The organism is Microcystis sp. BLCC-F210, from assembly GCF_042134685.1.
GTDB lineage: Bacteria > Cyanobacteriota > Cyanobacteriia > Cyanobacteriales > Microcystaceae > Microcystis > Microcystis aeruginosa_D.
In genome coordinates this window covers 3,588,259-3,607,417 of sequence record NZ_CP169647.1, presented here as the reverse complement: position 1 = coordinate 3,607,417, position 19,159 = coordinate 3,588,259, and the positions used below count along the sequence as shown (strand labels likewise).

Genomic DNA, 19,159 nt, shown 5'->3' with positions numbered 1-19,159 from the left:
ACCCATGTCAAATCTTAGTGAAGTTCTCTCTCAAGCTGCGATTAACCCTGATTTTCCCACAGATAATCCAGACTCTGCTATAGCAATTATCGACAGCTTAGAATTGATTGGTTTTAGTCCAGATTCAGCTTTACTATTTGTTGTTTTTGCTGAAAAAGCTCCCCTTTCTTCTAGTTTAATGCGAACTCATACGGTTGTGCTTAAAACGTCTGACGGTGGGAACAATTGGCGTTTAACCCTAGATGCAACACAAGGATCATTAGTGAAAGAAGAAATATTTTTCCTCAATGAAACTCAGGGTTGGTTTGTAACACAATGGCAAGTTGAAGCCACTTTTCCGACATTGTATTCGACAACAGATTTTGGAGAAACATGGCAGGAATCTTCTGGTATTCATGAGGCGATTACAGCTAAAGGTGGAATTGTTTCTTTTACCGAAGCCCAAGGATTACGCTTTAAATCGGAACAAGAAGGTATTGTTATTGGCAAAACTTTTAATGTTGAAGGAGAAAATATTCAATTATTTCTTAAAACCAATGATGGGGGGCAGACTTGGCAAGAAATTAATAATATACCTGCGGAATATTTTACTTGGAATAGTATTCATTCTCAGGTTTTTGATTTTAGTCATACTTGGCAGATTACTACAACTGTTGCAGGCATTTTGATCAGTAAATCTGTGGACTTATTAGCAACAATCTATCCCGCCGCTATTAGTAATGGCTAAGGCGATGGTAATTGTTTAAATAATTTACTTTATTTCAGGAGAAAAAATAGAGGACAACCTAAAAGGGAGAAAGATGATCCTAAATCACGACACCAGACTATGTATCGCTTCCTGAAAATAGTAAAAAAAAACAGATTGTTGTTCATGTAAAATATCGCATATAACCCTTGAAAAGTCTCAGTGTCAAGCAGGAGGAATTGCCTTGTACTTTATTTGCGAGAATCTCTTTGATGTAGCTAATATGCTCCCTGTTCTTTCGTCGATCTAGTTAGGGCTTGCTGAATAATGGTAAAACCCTTTTAAAATAAAGCTTTTGACCTGTTAAAGTCCGATGTTAGTGCAAGAAAATAGGATTGGGACTTTCAAAAACCTTGCATTATCCTTCTTGTAGTACATCGCTTCGTACAAAAAACAAGGGCAACAAAGCCTGAAACGACCGGCTCCTGACTCCTGACTCCTGACTCCTACCCCCAGGAAAAACTTTTTCAGCAGACCCTAGTTAACTTTATTTTTGAGTGGGGACTTAATTGCCTCGTTTAAACCAATGCTCAAACCAATCATTTTTCAAATTTTTCTTAGTCATTTTTTGTCTTTTTCTCTTTTATTGCCGACAATTTTCCCAATCCTCACTTTTCTAATTAACAAGGAGAATACAATCATGCAACCTCTCAAATTTTCTATTATCCAAGAAATCAAACATCAAGGAATTTGTGATGCTTCTGCAGCCACTGCTTTAGGAGAAAATAAATTTGTTATTGGTAATGATGAGGCAGATGTAGAATTAGGTAATATTCTCTGGATTTATTCCTCTCAAGAGTCGGGAAAAGCGCTGGAAACCATTGACATTAATGGTTGGCTAAAAAACAATCCTAAAAATAAAGAAATCGACTTGGAGGGGGTAACTGTACTAAATGACGTAATCTATTGGATTACTTCCCACGGTCGCAATAAAAATGCTGAACAAAAACTCCCTCGTCATCAATTTTTTGCTAGTAAAATTACCGATGAAAGCCCTAGTATAGTTCGAGAGGGTGAGTCTTATACTCAGTTAGTCTTGCGCGATATTATCGAAGACTCTCAATTGGCTAAAATATTTGACTTCAAAACAGCAGAAACCAAAGCTCCTAAAGCTGAAGGAGGATTAAATATTGAAGGTTTAACGGCAACTCCAGACGGAAATATCTTAATCGGTTTTCGTAATCCTGTCCCCAACAGTAAAGCTCTTTTATTACCCCTAAAAAATCCCAAGAGTTTAGTTACTAATTCAACCACAGCTAAAGCTGAATTTGGTGATCCTATCTTGTTGGATTTGGGAGGATTGGGAATTCGTAGCATTGAATTTTGGCCAGCTTTAGAAGTATATTTAATTATTGCCGGAGAATTTCATGGAGGCGATCAATTTGTTTTCTATACTTGGTCAGGAAAAAAAGAAGATGCACCAGAAAAGATAGAATCACTGCAATTCCCTAAAGGTTTTCGTCCAGAAGCTTTGTTGTTTTATCCCCATTTCCAAGATCGCTTTCAGATTTTAAGCGATGATGGTACAATCGAGCGAGTTGGTAATACTCCCTGTAAAGAGATTCCCGATAAAAATAGTCCCGAAAAATATTTCCGCAGTATTTGGGTAAAAGTTAATTAATACCAATTCTCACCCATAAAAACTACGGATCGAATTATCGAATTTAAGTTCCCCTTTTCCCCTTTTTCCCATTTTAAGGGAGACGAAGGCAGGGGGATCGAACTCCTGTAGCCGGATTTTGGGGAATTGCTATAATTAGCCATCCTTCTTAGTGGAACCTCAACAAAACCTAGAACAAAAATAGCTTTAAACCCATATAGGGATAAGCTTTAAGCTCAAAAAAACCGTTGATCACGTCTTCTCAATGGTTTTTTGTCCTAGAAGCGCTATTAACCTTTTTCTCTGATCCAGAGGACTTCTGGGTTCGCAAAGGGACAAAAAAGTGTGGAGAATCCTCCCATAATCGCTACAATTTTTCTAGAGGCTAAGTCTTGCTCTCATTCAAGTTCTTTTGTACTAATTAAAAACCATGAAAATTCTTCACGGTACTTGGATTCCTCAATCAACGGACGAATTTATTCAGAAGGGTAGCTTTTATCTTTGGGGAGAAACTAGCACCCCGAAAAAGAGTCGCACCACTGCTGATAATTATCATCCTTTTCAGTTAAGCAAAGAAGAATTAACTAGCTTTCTCACTGGAGAGTTAGGAATAGTTCAATCGAATTATAATCCTCTTAGTCGGCAATTTGTCCCCCGCTACTTTCTTTTACCTAGTCACGAGAATCAACCTTTACCCTCCTTAGAATTACTGCGTTATCTAGAAAAAGAACCCCCAGAAAATAGCCAATGGCAATCTTGGCAAATTGATTGTTATCCCCTTAATCCTGTACTTAAACTGCTCAATGATCTGCATTTTATCTGTCTTTACAACTCCTCAGAGATTCAGTTAGGTGCAGATTTACTTTTTTGGTATCACTACAGTCAAGCTTTTAAAGAAATAATTCTCAAAGATAACTATATTCCTGCCTTTAAATATCGAGAATTAGCTACAAATAACCAGAAACCCGCTAACTTTGCCATCTACCCTCTTTGGGAAATTATATCAGCAACCTACGAAACCAATCTCGATCGCTATCTTGAATATCTTCCCCGCATTTGTCTTGCTGGTGCTGAAAATCCCCATGCTTCACCACAATTATACGATCCCAAAACCCTACTCCAGCACTTCTCCGAATGTCTCCTCAATGAAATTGTCACTAACACAGCAATTCCTGTCAGTTTTGATAAAAAAATTAGCGAGACAATTATAGGTGATTGCTTCTCTGTGACTAAAACTGCCGGATTTCTGCAAACTGCCGCTGCCTTAGAAAAATATCAACAGTGGCAAACTTGGAGACAGCAGTTACTAGGAGACCAAAATATATCTAGTTTTAGCCTTGGTTTTAAACTAACGGAGGCCCCAGAAAATAATATTGAACAGTGGCAAATTACTTTTATCCTCATCTCTAAACAAGACCCCTCCCTGCGATTAGAATTAGACGAATATTGGTATGCAGTACCCGAAACTAGAACAAGCATACGAGCGCATTTTGGTCAAGATTTAGACAAAAATATTTTACTAAGTTTGGGTTATGCTGCCCGTATTTATCCCCCCATTTGGCAAGGATTAGAAACGGATAAACCGACGGGATTTTCTCTCAACCTTACAGAAGCTTTTACTTTCTTAAAAGAAACTGCTTGGATTTTAGAAGATGCGGGATATAAGGTAATTATTCCCGCTTGGTGGACTCCCGAAGGTCGTCAACGCGCTAAAGTTCGGCTAAAAACCACTTCTAAATCGGGCAAATCTACCCCCGTTAGTAAAGGGATTTTTAGCCTCGAAAACATCATTGAATATCAATATGAATTAGCCATCGGTGAAGAAACTATTAGTCAAGAGGAATGGCAACAATTAATTGACACCAAAACACCCTTAGTTAAATTTCGAGGTCAATGGGTAGAATTAGAACAAAATAAAATGCAGCAAATGCTGGATTTTTGGCAGAAATATCAGCAGGAAAATCCTGAGATGAATCTGATTGAATTAATGAAAAAAGCTGCCGAATACCCAGAGGAGATTATTGTTGAAACCGATGATTTTTTGGGTTCTATGCTAGAGAAATTACAAAATCCTAGTCAACTAGAACCGATCGAAAATCCTCCCCAATTACAAGGAACGCTGCGGGAGTACCAAAAGCGCGGAGTTGCCTGGATTCAATACCTAGAACAATTGGGGTTAAATGGTTGTCTTGCTGACGATATGGGACTGGGAAAAACCCTACAAGTAATTGCTAGATTGATTGGGGAAAGAGAGGGAGATAATAATGTTTTGCCAACTCTGCTAGTTGCACCCACTTCTGTGGTGGGAAATTGGGCAAAAGAAATTGAAAAATTTGCCCCCCATCTTCAGGTTTTAATTCACCATGGTAGTAAGCGCTATCAAGATGAGAACGAATTTCAGACAGTAGCTAGTCACAAGGATATCGTCATTACTTCTTTTACCTTAGTTCGCAAGGACTTGAAATTATTTAACTCGCAATCTTGGCAACGTTTAGTAATTGATGAAGCACAAAATATAAAAAATCCTAAAGCGGCACAAACTAAAGCAATCTTGAGTTTATCTGCACAACATCGTCTCGCATTAACGGGAACTCCAGTAGAAAATAGACTGCTTGATTTATGGTCAATTTTTAACTTTCTTAACCCTGGTTATTTAGGTAAAGAAACTCAATTTCGTAAAGCTTTTGAAGTGCCAATCCAAAAACAAAATGATCGTCTCCAGTCCACGGTTCTCAAAAAATTAGTGGAACCTTTTATTCTGCGTCGGGTAAAAACCGATAAGCAGATAATTAAAGATTTGCCTGACAAAGTGGAAAACAAACAGTATTGTAATTTAACTAAAGAACAAGCTTCTCTCTACGAAGTTGTTATCAAAGAAGTGGAAAAACAATTAGAAGAAGCGGAGGGAATAAAACGCAAAGGATTAATTTTATCTACCCTGATGCGCTTGAAACAAATTTGTAATCATCCCCGTCAATTTTTACAGGATAACAGTGCTTTTACCCCTGAGCGATCGCATAAGTTAGAGCGTTTGGGAGAAATGCTAGAAGAAGTAATTTTAGAGGGAGATAGTCTGCTAATTTTCACTCAATTTACCGAAATCGGTGACTCCTTACAAAAGTACCTCAAACAAACTTTTCGCTATAATACTTATTATCTTCACGGGGGGACTTCTCAACCAAAACGAGAACAAATGATCGAAGAATTTCAACATCCCGAAACAGAACCTTCCGTATTTATTTTATCCCTAAAAGCTGGGGGAGTGGGGATTACTTTAACCAAAGCAAATCATGTTTTTCATTTCGATCGTTGGTGGAATCCTGCGGTGGAAAATCAAGCAACTGATCGCGCTTTTAGAATTGGTCAACAAAAAAATGTTTTCGTGCATAAATTTGTCACTTTGGGAACCTTAGAGGAAAGAATTGATGAAATGATCGAGGAAAAGAAAAAGGTAGCTAATGCTATTGTTAGTAATGATGAATCTTGGTTAACGGAATTAGATAACGAAAGTTTTCGTCAGTTAATCGCATTGAATAAACAGACAATTATTTAATCGAGGTAAACCTATGAATAAATTTAGTAAAACTTGGTGGGGACAACGCTTTATAGAAGCATTAGAGGAATTTACCGACTCAGCGCGTTTGAGTCGAGGACGTTCCTACGCTAAAAATGATAAAGTCAAGAATTACGAAATTGACGGTAATTTAATTACTGCTCAGGTGCGAGGTTCCATTAATCCCTACTTTGGAGTTTACAAAGAACCTTTGTATAAGGTGAGTATTGAGATTAAACCAATTACTAAAGCAGAGTGGTCACAAGCTTTATATAATCTTGGTTCAAGAGCGAGTATGATCTCTAAACTGCTGCTCAAAGAAGTTCCCGATAATATTGATGAAGCATTTAGCGATCTGAATCTGCACTTATTACCCCACAGTCAAAAGGATTTTATCACCAATTGTTCCTGTCCCGATTGGGAAAATCCCTGTAAACATATTGCTGGAGTTTATTACCTCGTTGCTTCCCAATTAGATCAGGATCCTTTCCTCTTATTTGAATTACGGGGTATCTCTCGGCAAAAATTACTGCAAGAGTTAGCAAAAACTCCCCTCGGTAAGCTGCTTTCCTCCTCTATCCAAGAGGAAAAAATTCCTCTTAACCCCGTTAACTCCTATCACACTAAACCCGAAACTATACCAGCATCAGAAACAATTGATCTCAAAGAATTTTGGCACTCCCATCACCGTTTACCCGAAAATCCTCAGTTAGTTAAATCCGCAACTATTCCCGCAATTGTCATTAAAAAAGCTGGTGATTATCCTCCATTTTGGGATAAGGATACCTCCTTTATCGAAGTAATGGAAGAAATGTATCAACGGGTACGCAATAAAAACGCTGGTATGTTATAATGAGGTAAGTGTTAAAAATTGTCAGACATCCTTCTTATTAAGAAGAAATTAAGGGTAGATTAAAGGGGGATTAAAGGGGGATCAGAAGTTTGAAAAAGCATTCTATTTTTTAAGACAAGCAGAATCTATGAACCAAGAATCTCTCAGCTTTGTCCATGGGAATGTCAAGTTAGCCGATCGCTTTTTAGTCTGTGGATTGGGTAGTCTCGGACAACACTGCGTCAAGTCTTTAAAAGAGTTTGGGGTTAGCGTTGTCGGTATCGAACTAATACAGCCTCCCAGTTGGGAAATTAACGATTTTCCCGATTTATTAGAGGAAATAATTATCGGTGATTGTCGTCAAAAAAACATTTTAGCAACAGCGGGAATCGATCGCTGTCGGGCTGCTTTAATTGTCACCAGTGATGAGCGAATTAATGCCACCACTGCCCTAATTATTCGGCAATTAAATCCTCTTACCCGCTTAGTGGTGCGTTCTTCTAAAGATAATCTCAATCAGCTACTTGAGGAACGTTTAGGCAATTTTATCGCCTATGAACCCACCCAACTACCCGCCAATGCCTTTGCTTTAGCCACATTAGGCACAGAAACCCTCGGTTTTTTGCATCTCGACGGTCAGAAATTGCGTATTATCCAGAGACAAATTAGTCCCGAAGATGGTTTACTCGATCGCTTTTTAGGTGATTTAAATACCCCCACCCGTCGTCTGTTGGCACACACAGCCCCCGATGAACCTTTAAGGGCCGGATTTTATCAATGGTCTCCCTCCACCACTATCCGGGCCGGTGATACCATTACCACCATCGAAACTACCTATCAAAACATCGATGCTGTCCGCCAGAAACCGTCAAATTCTCGCCAGAAGTTGCGGCATTTTTGGCAAAAATTGCTCAAAGAAATCCAACAATTCTGGCAATTGAGTTTTCAGCAGCAAATTCACCGGGTGGCTTTCCTGTCAGTATTTATCATTATCCTGCTGGTAATGATCGGGACTTTTCTTTTCCATCTCTACGCTCCGAGAGCTTCCTTTATTTCCGCTCTTTCAGGAACGGCGATTCTTTTATTAGGTGGTTACGGTGATGTTTTCGGTGCCTCTAACCCCGAAGATTTAAATGCAGTCCCCTGGTGGATGCAGCTATTTAGTCTCTTTTTAACCTTAGCTGGAACCGCTTTTATCGGGGTTCTCTACGCTATTTTGACAGAAACTTTATTATCATCAAGATTTCAATTTATCCCTAACCGTCCCCCAGTTCCCCAACAGAATCATATCGTTATTGTCGGCTTAGGTCGAGTCGGCAAAGAAGTGGCTAATTTATTACTAGAAATGCAACAGGCGATCGTCGGGGTCAGCTTAAATAGGGATTTTGATGCGACTATCCTGCCAAAAATGCCCCTGATGACGGGAAATATCGAAGAATCTTTAAAAAATGTCAATTTAGATAGGGCTAAAAGTATAGCGATCGTTACCGATGACGAAATCCTCAATTTAGAAGTGGCCCTAACCACCCGCAAACTCAACCCCCAAAGCTACTTAGTCATCCGCACCACCGACGACAACCTTAGTCAACAATTAAGTCAAATTCTGCCCCAATCTCACATTTTAGGAACCAACACCGTAGCGGCAGAAGCCTTTACGGGAGCGGCTTTCGGAGAAAATATCATCTATCTGTTCCGTTGGGCGCAAAAAACAATTCTGGTGACGGAATACGAGATCGAAGCTGGAGATACTCTCAATGGTAGCTCGATCGGGGATATTGCCTACGGTTATCGAGTCGTGCCGATCCTACACCAACGAGAACGGGAAACCACGAAATTAATGCCCGAAGATTATCTCAATTTACGCATCGGCGATCGCATTGTAGTGCTGGCCACCATCAACGGACTGCGACGGGTGGAGCAGGGTCGTCGCACTCCCAAAACTTGGCGCGTGCGGGTGGAAAAAGCCTTTAACCGCAATATTGCCGCAGAAGCACCCACCGTGATCAGTCGTTTTTCTAATTGTCCCCTGAAAACCGCCAGCGATCTCATGGAAAATTTGCCAGCGACCCTGGGCGCTCCCCTCTACGAACAGCAGGCGATTCGATTAGTTTCCGAGTTAAAAAAAATTCAAGTTCAAGCTTTGGCTATTCCCATTAACCCGAAATCGGGGTAAATGGGAGTTATCCTTTTTTGTCTGGAGGTAGTCCCTGTCCAGTGGAACTAGCCTCTACAGTTACTTTTTTCTCTACTTGACTAATTAAATCGGGAATAAGACGTTCGCTAAATCCAGCCACAAAAGCCATTGCCAAAAGTAAATAGGTGTCATTCCCCTTATCTCCATTGCCACTCCGAATTTGTATAGGAAAAATGTTAGATTGAAGAATTAGCATAATAAAGAAAGCGAAACTTCCCCCTAAAATGGGTTTGGTTAAACCAATTAACAATGGCAAGAGGTCATCGTCATATTTTTGATTTTTGGGATTATCAAAATCTTGCAAACGAGTTAGAAGACTAACTCCTCCCCCTAAAGTGCCTGTTATCCACATCAAACGTATAATTGCCTGAGTATTTTGGTTACCTTTTCCCTGAGTATTTTGGTTACCTTTTCCCTGAGTATTTTGGTTACCTTCTCCTGGAGTATTTTGGTTACCTTCTCCCTGAGCATTTTGGTTACCTTCTCCTGGAGTATTTTGGTTACCTTTTCCCTGAGTATTTTGGTTACCTTCTCCTGGAGTATTTTGGTTACCTTCTCCTGGAGCATTTTGGTTACCTTCTCCTGGAGTATTTTGGTTACCTTCTTCCTGAGTATTTTGGTTACCTTCTCCCTGAGTATTTTGGCTACTAGATTTTATGATTGGAGGTAAGAAGAGTAACTCTTTCACCGGAGAGAAGTTCATAATAAACCAATTTACAGGGAAAGCGAACACTAATCCAATTAAAACTTTCGTAGGTATTTTGAAAGAATGGAAAAGATTATCTGTGAAGTTTGCTAAACGACGTAAACGACGACTAGAACCTTTTTGGATTTCTCTTAATCCCGTTGTTGCAGCGTAGCGTAATTTTTGTGCCAAAACAATATTAGGTTGACCTGTTAAAGATTTAATCGCAATTTCCCCGGCATCTACTACCGACTTTACTTGCATGATATCACAAGGTTTTGAAATGTTCATGAGTTCTACCTGCGCTATCCCCAGTATTTTAATTAATTTGGCTAATTCTCCCTGTACTTCCCGGTCTAATTCTGGAGGGAATCCCGCTACTTGTTCTTTGGTTTTTCCCAGTAAAATATCAATTCTTTTATTTAGTTTGATCACCTCATCTCTAGCTTTAATTTCATTGATTAAATCGTCTAAAGTTTGAAATAAAACACTTTCTTCTTGCATTTGTAGTTGTGCAAAATTATCTTTAAATTCCTTGACTAACTTTTCAAAGGGTTCATCTACTTCAGGAATTGAACTATATTTGTCTAAGTTATTCTTCAGTTCAGCAATCAAAGACTCATTTTTCTTTTGTAATTCCACAGTGGTGGAAGTGGCTTCTTTTTGGTGAGCTAATTTAACTTTCAGAATAAATTCATTAATTTTTTGTTCGATAGCAGGATTCAGATTAATCATGATTGTCTTCTCCTAAAAAAAGGCGAAAATTGGCTCAAATTCGATTATTTTCTCGATACTACAATAGTTATCATTGATTTTCTGCAATTATTCATAAATCTTGATAAATTTTTATTTTTTTAACTCAATTCAGTCTGCCGTGGAGACATAACACCCTTATCTCCTCAATAACCGCACACCGGGATTAGCACTCAAGCCCTAAGAGTGCTAAATTAACTATAAGGAGTCCTATTACAACAGCGATACCATGTCCAAAATCATTGCCTTCAAAGATGAATCCCGTCGCGCCCTAGAAAGAGGTGTCAACGCCTTGGCCGATGCGGTAAAAATCACCCTCGGTCCGAAAGGACGCAATGTCTTGTTAGAAAAGAAATACGGCGCCCCCCAGATCGTTAATGACGGTATCACCGTCGCCAAAGAAATCGAATTGTCCGATCCCCTCGAAAACACCGGGGCGAGATTAATTCAGGAAGTAGCGGCAAAAACCAAGGATTTAGCGGGCGATGGCACCACTACCGCCACCATCATCGCCCAGGCTTTAATTAAAGAAGGTCTGAAAAACGTTACCGCCGGGGCCAATCCCGTCGCCTTAAGACGCGGACTAGACAAAACCATCGCCTATCTGGTGGAAGAAATCGCCGCCGTCGCTAAACCGATCGCTGGAGATGCGATCGCTCAAGTGGCCACCGTTTCTTCCGGCAACGATGAAGAAGTGGGACAAATGATCGCCACCGCCATGGAAAAAGTCACCACCGATGGCGTAATCACCGTGGAAGAATCGAAATCTTTAACCACCGAATTAGAAGTAGTGGAAGGGATGCAGATCGATCGCGGTTATATCTCCCCCTATTTCATCACCGATCAGGAAAGACAGATCGTCGAGTACGACAACCCCCTGATCCTGATTACCGATAAAAAAATCAGTGCGATCGCTGAATTAGTCCCCGTCCTCGAAGCCGTTGCCCGTCAAGGTCGTCCCCTATTAATTATCGCCGAAGATGTGGACGGCGAAGCCTTAGCCACTCTAGTAGTCAACAAGGCCCGGGGTGTCTTAAATGTCGTCGCCATCAAAGCCCCCAGTTTTGGGGAACGTCGCAAGGCGGTTTTACAAGATATCGCCATCCTCACCGGCGGTCGTCTGATTTCCGAAGAAGTGGGCTTAAGTCTTGACACGGTTAGCCTTGATCTGCTAGGGCAAGCGGCAAAAATCACCCTAGAAAAAGACAATACAATTATTGTCGCCTCCGGAGACAGCCGCAATAAAGCCGATGTGCAGAAACGTCTCGCCCAACTGAAAAAACAGTTAGAAGAAACCGATTCCGAATTCGATAAGGAAAAATTACAGGAACGCATCGCTAAATTAGCCGGCGGTGTGGCCGTGATTAAAGTCGGGGCAGCCACAGAAACCGAACTCAAGGATCGTAAACTCCGCATCGAAGATGCCCTCAATGCCACCAAAGCCGCCGTGGAAGAAGGTATCGTCCCGGGCGGTGGTACAACCTTGATTCACTTGGCCTCGAAAGTCGCTGGCTATAAGGCTTCTCTCACTAACGATGAGGAAAAAGTCGCCGCCGATATCGTCGCTAAAGCCCTAGAAGCACCCCTGCGTCAGTTAGCTAATAACGCCGGTGTGGAAGGGGATGTGATCGTGGAAGGTGTGCGCGAAACTGCTTTTAGCGTCGGTTACAATGTCCTCACCGGCAAGTACGAAGACTTAATCGCCGCCGGAATTATCGATCCCGCTAAAGTAGTACGGTCAGCCGTTCAAAATGCCGCATCTATTGCCGGTATGGTCTTAACTACGGAAGCCCTCGTGGTCGAAAAACCCGTTAAAGAAGCCGCAGCCCCCGATATGGGCGGCATGGGCGGCATGGGCGGCATGGGCGGCATGGGCGGCATGGGCGGCATGGGCGGCATGGGTATGATGTAATTCCTGATGCCGTCTGGCCCTTCAAAATAATCTCATTCAATTGAGCCAATCTGTCCCTTTTCTCTTTATCGTCGGCATTAGGGACAGGTTTTTTTTCCTCACAAATGCTCAACTTCCTCTGTCTGGTAATAGTTACTAATTCTGTACGCAAATATTGCATCTAGAATTAGCTTTGTACGCTTTGACCCGTACGGGGTTAACTACGAACCTCTCTATCGGATTCCCGCTAAAGGCGGCCTCTCCGACTACCTTTCTTCCAATATTTAAGGAACCATTAATATCTGCTCCATAGAAATAACCCGACGAGCTTCTGAATAGTCCTCTTTTAATTCTCTTGCCTAAATAGCTTTTTTGCTTTTGAATAGACTCTAAGTCCAAGAAACTACATTTAGAGGTATAGCTTTCATTAGTTGTTTTGACCTCTATTCCTACCAAATTTGCTTTATAGGTAAGTTGTTCGATAAACCTTGAATGAGGAATATTTACAAATGACTGGTTATTTCTATCCCCAATATTAAGGTTTTGTTTCCAGCCTTGATTATGACCAATAACTAAAAGGTTAATTTGATGAGCTAGTAATTTATCAATAATATATTTACGGTTCTTCCGAACTTACAATGTAGAAAATTCCCCAAGCTCCCTCTCTGTCCAGCAATGCTCTAAAGTTGATAAATATCAATCTAACAAAAACTCAAAGCTTTACTATACAAGCTTTACAAGCATAAGTTGTTAATAGTTTTACATGACAGGTTCGGTAGAGCCATATTTACTAGCGGTGTGGAGGTAATAATCCACCTGGCAATTACGCTTTAAAGTTAAACCTTGTATTCTTTTACTGGTCTTCTGGAGACTGGGTAATTCCGATTTGAGTTTAGCTAGTGTCTTGTTGTACTTTTGATTGCAGGATTTTAAGGCTTTTCCACATACTAACGTTGGCTGAAATTCGGGAATATTAGAGGTAACAGCAGCTAGGTTATTTAAGCCTAAATCGATAAAAGCATATCTTTCTCCCTCTTGACTTGATGAGGATGGTTGTTCATAGACAATCTCTAAACAATAAGCACCCAATTTAGGAATAATCCTAACCTCTAAGACTTCCTTTAAATTAGTTTTAAATTCTAAATTAGTCCCTGATAGCTTGATTAAACCTTGCTTCAACGCTTTTTTAGAAATGGCTTGATAGTTATAAGTTAAAACGTTTCTACCTTTTTCCTTGTCTTTGTATCTTGGCAACTTAGGCTCTCCTGTAAATTTATCTGGCGATTTTTTGTATTGTTCTTTCGCTTTTTGGTAGGATTTAAAGGTTTTTTCTACTTGCTTTAATGCTAACTGACTTACTTTGGCGGGTAAGACTTGATAATCTGGACTCATTTTTAAGGCATGATGTAACTCAGTCATTGTTAAAAATGGTTGATGTGAAAAGAAAACTTGACGGTTTAAATAAACAGCACAATTATAGAGATTCTTCGATAAAAATCCTAATTTATCAATTACTGAATAATTTTTGTGATTAAATTTAATTAGATGTTTTTGAACTAATTTCATCATTCTCCTCAAGGCATTTAATTAAACATTCTATCTTTCTATTTCGTCGTCTTAATGAGTATAATCGAGCGCAAAATGAGGTAATTATACTCACGAAGTCTTGCATTAAATCGTCTTTTCTTTCTTCTGCTAGATTAACGACCTCTATATCTCTATTTGTTTGAGTTAAAAGAACTTTCAGATAATTAAACCCTACTCTGCTTAAACGATCTTTGTGTTCTACGACAATCAAATTATAATCAGTTTGTTCTAGAAGTTTTAATAATAGCTTTCGATGCTCATTGACTCCACTTCCTACTTCTTTAACTACTCGAACAATTTGATAGCCTTTCGCCATACAATAAGCTTCCAATCTTTTTGCCTGAGTCTCTAAGTCAGATTTATTTTCTGAACTAGAAACTCGCGCATAAATAGCTACTTTATTTTCACCGCAAGAACGGTCATCTTCAAAAATAATAATTGTTCCTGTAGGAAGACGTTCTCCTTGTAACTGCCCTCGATTCCACATTCTCCAAGCAGTGTCATAACTGATCCCTTTTTTCTTAGCATAATCTGATAGTTTCATGTGAACTGCAATGTAAACTTACACTAACCATATTAGCAGTTGTTTGCAGTCATTTGCATATATTTTTTACAAAACTTTACAATACCGATAGGACGGGTTGGCCGGTAGAAATGGCTTTTTCAACGATATCGGCGGCCATTTTCACTCCTCCTGTCTTCTGCAGCGCTTTTTGCATTCTCAGGGCATTTTCTCGGTAACTGGGGAAGGATAACACCTTTTCAATGGCCTTTCGTAAACGGGGAACTTCTAGACGGGAAATCGGTATCACTTCCCCTGTCCCCGACCATTTTATCCGAGCCGATACCCCCGGTTGGTCGTTAGCGATGGGAATGGCCACCATCGGTACAGCTTGAGCAAGGGATTCTAGGGTAGTATTTAAGCCTGCGTGGGTGATAGTCAGAGAAGCTCTGGTTAAAAGCTCTAATTGGGGAGCGTAGGGAACAACTAGGGCGTTTTTGGTCGTTATTTGAATGTTAGAGTCGCTATTGCCCAGGGATAAAACTAATTGTACCGGCAAATCGGCACAGGCTTCGGCGATCGCATTAAAGGCCGATTGTAGGCGATTTTGAATTGTACCGAGGGAAGCGTAAATCAAGGGTTGTCCGGTTAATTTTTCGTAGGGAAAAGGAATCGGTTTTCTGGTGGAGGAATCGTGAAAGGGACCGGTAAAGTGGAAGTGAGCGGGTAAATTTGGCCGAGGAAACTCAAATTCAGCAGGTTGTTGGCTAATTTGGGCAAGGGGGGAATAGCGTTGATTGATGTTTTGATAGGGAATTAACCCCCATTCTTGACGCTGCTGGTTGATTAACTCATTCAGGGGACGAGTCAGAGAGTCAAGGAGTTTATAGCCAATTTTATTGCGAATAACCCCGATAAATGAGGGATTATAGTCCCAAGTGGTCAGAAAGGGCGGAATAAGCGGATCGCGATTGAAAACTAAAGCCGAACAAAAACTGATAAAGGGAATAGCTAATTTTTCTGCGATTGTACCTCCTGAGGGGGAGGCTTGATCGACAATTAGGGCATCAATTCCCAAGCGACGCATCTCTTGCGGGATAGTTTCAAAGAGAGTAGCGGTAGAATCAGTTACTAATTGTAGCGTGCGACGGGCGGCGGCTGTTCCCCGTAATTGACCAATTTCGGCTAAACTTTTGGCTGATGTGCCTTTCGGATATTTGTTGGGTGCAATTGCCTGAAAATCTAAGCCGGCTGCTTGCACCATTTTTTCACCATCAAGAGTTAAAAAACAGGTAACTTTATGACCGCGTTTTTGTAACTCTTTTCCTAAAGGTAGGAGAGAATAAATATGTCCAGAGGTTGTAGGACAGAGTAAACCAAAATGAGTCATTAAACACCTCCACAGGTTTTCTTTAATTCTTCTAGATTCCAGAATGCACCACCTAAGGCGGAGAATTGTATTCCTTCAAAACAGTTACGCACCGCCCCCAAAGCGAGGGGATTGACAAGATAAATAAACGGGACGTATTCCTGTTGAAGTTGTTGAATTTCATTATAGATAACTTTGCGCTTCTCAAAGTCTAATTCTTGGGAACCCTTGACGTATAAATCAGCGATTTTTTTCTCCCAATCCGCCGCTTGCCAGCCTTGAATTGGAGGGCTGCCGGGTTGAGGTTGTTGGTTAAAAGCGTGGAGATTTCCATCTACATACCAAATATTAGGCGCATGGGGTTCATTATCACCAGTAAAACCTAAAATATGTGCCTCCCAATCTAGACTATTACTCAGTTTATCAACTAAATTGCTAAAAGCGATCGCTTGAAAATCCACTTGAATTCCTATTGCGGCTAAATCATTTTTAATTTGCGCGCCAATTGCTTCCCGGATTTTATTTCCTGCATTAGTAATCAGGTTAAATCTAACGGGATTATTATCAGCATCGACTAGCAGATTATCACTGTTATACTTAAATCCCACCTCTAATAATAATTCTTTGGCTTTTTCGGGATTATAATCGTAACCTTTCAGAGTTTTATCGTAAAAAGGCGATTGGATAGAAATAAAAGAATTTTGTTCTTGTCCCAATCCTCTATAGATATCATCAATCATTCTTTGACGATTAATGCCATAGGCAATAGCTTGACGGAAATTTAAGTTATTAAACCACCTAGATTTAATCGGCTCTACTAGGGGTTTTCCGTTGCGTTTGCCTTGGTTGAGATTAAAACTAACAAACTGGGTTCCGTAGGCAGGTCCCCCATTAAAAATAGTGAAATTTCCTCTTTCTTCTTCGGTTTTTAAGAGGGAGAAAAATTCGGGAGTTACCCCAATAGAATCTAAACTTCCCGAACGAAATTGCAGTAAAGTTGTATCCTGAGATTCAACAATTGCCCAAATTACTGAAGTTATATGGGGTAATTGTTGTCCCTGGGCATCTTTTTTCCAATAGTAGGGGTTATTCTCAAAAATAATTCTTTGTCCCGTGATATATTCTTTTAGTTTATAAGCACCATTAAAAACAATTTTATCGGGAGGAGTATCTAACCCCCAAGTGGAGAGAAATTCTAACCTACCATCGGGGCTTTTTTTCTGAATAGTTTTTTCTAAAGCGTGTTTAGGTAAAATCGGTGAACTGACAGCATCTAAAAAAGGGGCAAAAGGTTCGGGTAGTTTAAATTCGATCCTGCGATTATCTAGTTTAGTAATCACTGGAAATTCTTTTTTTAATCCTATTCTTAAACTATCGCGGTAGTTGTTGGGAATATTAGGATTTAGATATAAGTCTTTATAGGTAAAAACCACGTCATCAACATTTAAGGGTTGACCATCTGACCATTTTAAACCCTCTCTCATAGTAAAAATAATGCTTAAATTATCATCGGAAATTGTCCAAGATTCTGCTAAGACTGGTTCTTTTTTGCCAGTAATGGGATTTTCTGTTAATAGTCCTTCGTAGGTTAAACCAAAAATATTCGGAGATTCGGCCGATAAAACAGCATTAAAGGTTTTTGGGTCACTTAATACCGATATGACCACTTGATTGCGTCTAACTTGATTACCACAAGCAGTTAGGGAAATCAGCAATAAACAAGAAATTAAAAATATCGTTAATCTGCGCCAAAATTTCACCATAATCTTTAATATTTTTCTATCCGACTAACTTAGAAATAAAGACCTTGCCTTACTATGTACACCGAAACTAACCAAGGTGAAAGCCGCTGGACTGTTTCCTTGCCTCATAAATATAACAGGAAATGAGACAAAAAATCTCGCCTAGGGGAAATTGACAAAGGCGAGAAACCGTGTTTCCATTAAGAATAGGAAATAAAATCTAAGAACGTTCTTCGATCGGTGTATAGGGGACTTCGTGTTCTCCGGTGTAGATTTGGGTAGGACGGAAAATGCGGTTAGCATTTAATTGTTCTTTCCAGTGGGCTAACCAACCGGCCACCCGGGAGATGGCAAAAATCGGGGTAAACAAATCATTGGGGATACCTAATTTCCGATACACCAATCCCGAATAGAAATCCACATTAGGATAGATACCTTTTTCGCCGTAGATATCCACCATTGCCTGTTCTAATTCTAGGGCGATATCGTAGTATTCATCAGAACCTAATTCCGCAAATAATTGTTCGGCAAGATTTTGTAAAATCGTCGCCCGGGGATCCTTAACTTTATATACCCGGTGTCCAAAACCCATAACTTTTTGTTTATTGGCGATACATTTTTCCACATAGGGACGAACATTAGCCACCGAACCGATTTCCTCTAACATTGACAATACTTCCTCGTTTGCCCCACCGTGGAGGGGTCCGGCGAGAGTTCCCACTGCTGAAGCGATGACACCGTAGGGGTCGGTTAAAGTGGAAGCCGTCACCATGGCCGAAAAAGTCGAGGCATTCATGGTATGTTCGGCGTGGAGAGTCAAACAGACATCGAAAACCTTCGCCGCTAAATCCGTCGGTCTTTTTTCCGTCAACATATAGAGGAAATTAGCCGCATAATCAAGACTATCATTAGGCTGAATGGGATGATTACCTTTGCGAATCAATTGAAACGCCGCCACCATAGTGGGGATTTTCGCTAATAACCGCACCACTGCCTGACGGATATAGTCGGGATTATCCAAAGCCCGACGGGCATAGTATAAACCTAAAGCCGCCGCCGAAGTTTGTAGCGCATCCATGGGATGGCCTTTTTCGGGGAAGCATTTCATCATGTCTTCGATACGGTACTTGATGCGTCGATGATAACGGATTTCATCGGAAAATTCTTCTAGTTCCGCCCCCGTGGGCAGAACACCCCAGATAAGGAGATAGGCGGTTTCGAGGAAGGTACTTTTTTCGGCGAGTTCCTCAATCCGAATGCCCCGATACTCCAAGATTCCCTTTTGCCCATCCACAAAGCTGATACTCGATTGAGCGGCGGGAATTCCTTCTAAACCTGGCCGATATTCACAAACTGTCATAGTTCTACCTTTCCGTGGCGAAGATTAAGCCCTAACGCTAACTTACTTGATCTTTCCACCCTTACCGAAATTTTATAGAAATTCTTCGGTTCTGCCTCTCCTGTTCAGGATTAGGGAGAAGTGGACGGAAATTACTCCTATTTAGCGATTGCTTCGTCGATTTAGTCAACACCTTGCCCTAGCGCATTTTTTCTGGGCTTACTGTTGCGACTCTAGCTAGAGGACTTGATATTTATCTACTTTCATTGTAGCGAGACTATCTCGATCGATTGATTCGATCAAGCATTTTTTTAAAATTTCTTCGGGACGAATATTTAGGGTTTGCGGCAAAAAGTTTTTCGTGCGG

Annotated in this window: 12 protein-coding genes and 1 pseudogene; 6 read left to right on the top strand and 7 right to left on the bottom strand. The window is 40.4% G+C overall.

The genetic code is table 11. From position 1 onward, the window contains the following. Window positions 1-4: 4 nt before the first annotated feature. The 5 genes from ACE3JL_RS17370 to ACE3JL_RS17350 all read left to right on the top strand — a co-directional run bounded on the left by ACE3JL_RS17370 (window position 5) and on the right by ACE3JL_RS17350 (window position 8,903). Window positions 5-727, top strand: a complete 723-nt coding sequence (locus ACE3JL_RS17370; RefSeq protein ID WP_375328009.1) for a WD40/YVTN/BNR-like repeat-containing protein — start codon at window positions 5-7, stop codon at window positions 725-727. Between the two features lie 658 nt (window positions 728-1,385). Continuing rightward, on the top strand, window positions 1,386-2,366 hold the full coding sequence (locus ACE3JL_RS17365; RefSeq protein WP_375328008.1) for a DUF3616 domain-containing protein: 981 nt from the start codon (window positions 1,386-1,388) through the stop codon (window positions 2,364-2,366). Between the two features lie 409 nt (window positions 2,367-2,775). After that, on the top strand, window positions 2,776-5,898 hold the full coding sequence (locus tag ACE3JL_RS17360) for a DEAD/DEAH box helicase (protein WP_375328007.1): 3,123 nt from the start codon (window positions 2,776-2,778) through the stop codon (window positions 5,896-5,898). A 13-nt stretch (window positions 5,899-5,911) separates the two neighbouring features. Beyond that, complete coding sequence (locus ACE3JL_RS17355) at window positions 5,912-6,751, top strand: SWIM zinc finger family protein (protein WP_271992922.1); 840 nt, start codon at window positions 5,912-5,914, stop codon at window positions 6,749-6,751. Window positions 6,752-6,878: 127 nt separating this feature from the next. Further along, entirely contained in the window at window positions 6,879-8,903 is a 2,025-nt protein-coding gene (locus ACE3JL_RS17350) for a potassium channel family protein (protein WP_375328006.1), read from the top strand. 7 nt (window positions 8,904-8,910) lie between these two features. On the opposite strand, the gene ACE3JL_RS17345 is transcribed toward ACE3JL_RS17350, so the two are convergent. Beyond that, window positions 8,911-10,344 (bottom strand): hypothetical protein, encoded by a 1,434-nt coding sequence (locus tag ACE3JL_RS17345; protein WP_375328005.1) that lies wholly within the window; start codon window positions 10,342-10,344, stop codon window positions 8,911-8,913. A 247-nt stretch (window positions 10,345-10,591) separates the two neighbouring features. On the opposite strand from ACE3JL_RS17345, the gene groL reads away from it, so the two are divergent. Then, the gene (gene groL / locus ACE3JL_RS17340; protein ID WP_375328004.1) at window positions 10,592-12,274 is read left to right on the top strand and encodes a chaperonin GroEL; all 1,683 of its coding nucleotides are present in this window, start codon (window positions 10,592-10,594) and stop codon (window positions 12,272-12,274) included. Between the two features lie 135 nt (window positions 12,275-12,409). Here groL and ACE3JL_RS17335 read toward each other — a convergent pair. From ACE3JL_RS17335 to ACE3JL_RS17310, 6 genes and pseudogenes are all read right to left on the bottom strand, one after another. Then, window positions 12,410-12,871, bottom strand: a pseudogene (locus ACE3JL_RS17335) (IS200/IS605 family accessory protein TnpB-related protein); the annotation flags it as partial. A 141-nt stretch (window positions 12,872-13,012) separates the two neighbouring features. Further along, window positions 13,013-13,822, bottom strand: a complete 810-nt coding sequence (locus ACE3JL_RS17330) for an RNA-guided endonuclease InsQ/TnpB family protein (RefSeq protein WP_375328003.1) — start codon at window positions 13,820-13,822, stop codon at window positions 13,013-13,015. Continuing rightward, complete coding sequence (locus ACE3JL_RS17325) at window positions 13,791-14,384, bottom strand: IS607 family transposase (protein WP_375328002.1); 594 nt, start codon at window positions 14,382-14,384, stop codon at window positions 13,791-13,793. The genes ACE3JL_RS17330 and ACE3JL_RS17325 overlap by 32 nt, the downstream gene beginning before the upstream one ends. 76 nt (window positions 14,385-14,460) lie before the next feature. Beyond that, window positions 14,461-15,732 carry a glycosyltransferase gene (locus tag ACE3JL_RS17320; RefSeq protein ID WP_375328001.1) on the bottom strand — a complete coding sequence of 424 codons (1,272 nt, stop codon included), beginning with the start codon at window positions 15,730-15,732 and terminating at the stop codon, window positions 14,461-14,463. After that, on the bottom strand, window positions 15,732-17,474 hold the full coding sequence (locus tag ACE3JL_RS17315; protein ID WP_271987742.1) for an ABC transporter substrate-binding protein: 1,743 nt from the start codon (window positions 17,472-17,474) through the stop codon (window positions 15,732-15,734). The genes ACE3JL_RS17320 and ACE3JL_RS17315 overlap by 1 nt, the downstream gene beginning before the upstream one ends. A gap of 199 nt (window positions 17,475-17,673) precedes the next feature. After that, window positions 17,674-18,813 (bottom strand): citrate synthase, encoded by a 1,140-nt coding sequence (locus tag ACE3JL_RS17310; protein ID WP_271987740.1) that lies wholly within the window; start codon window positions 18,811-18,813, stop codon window positions 17,674-17,676. Between the last annotated feature and the right edge of the window lie 346 nt (window positions 18,814-19,159).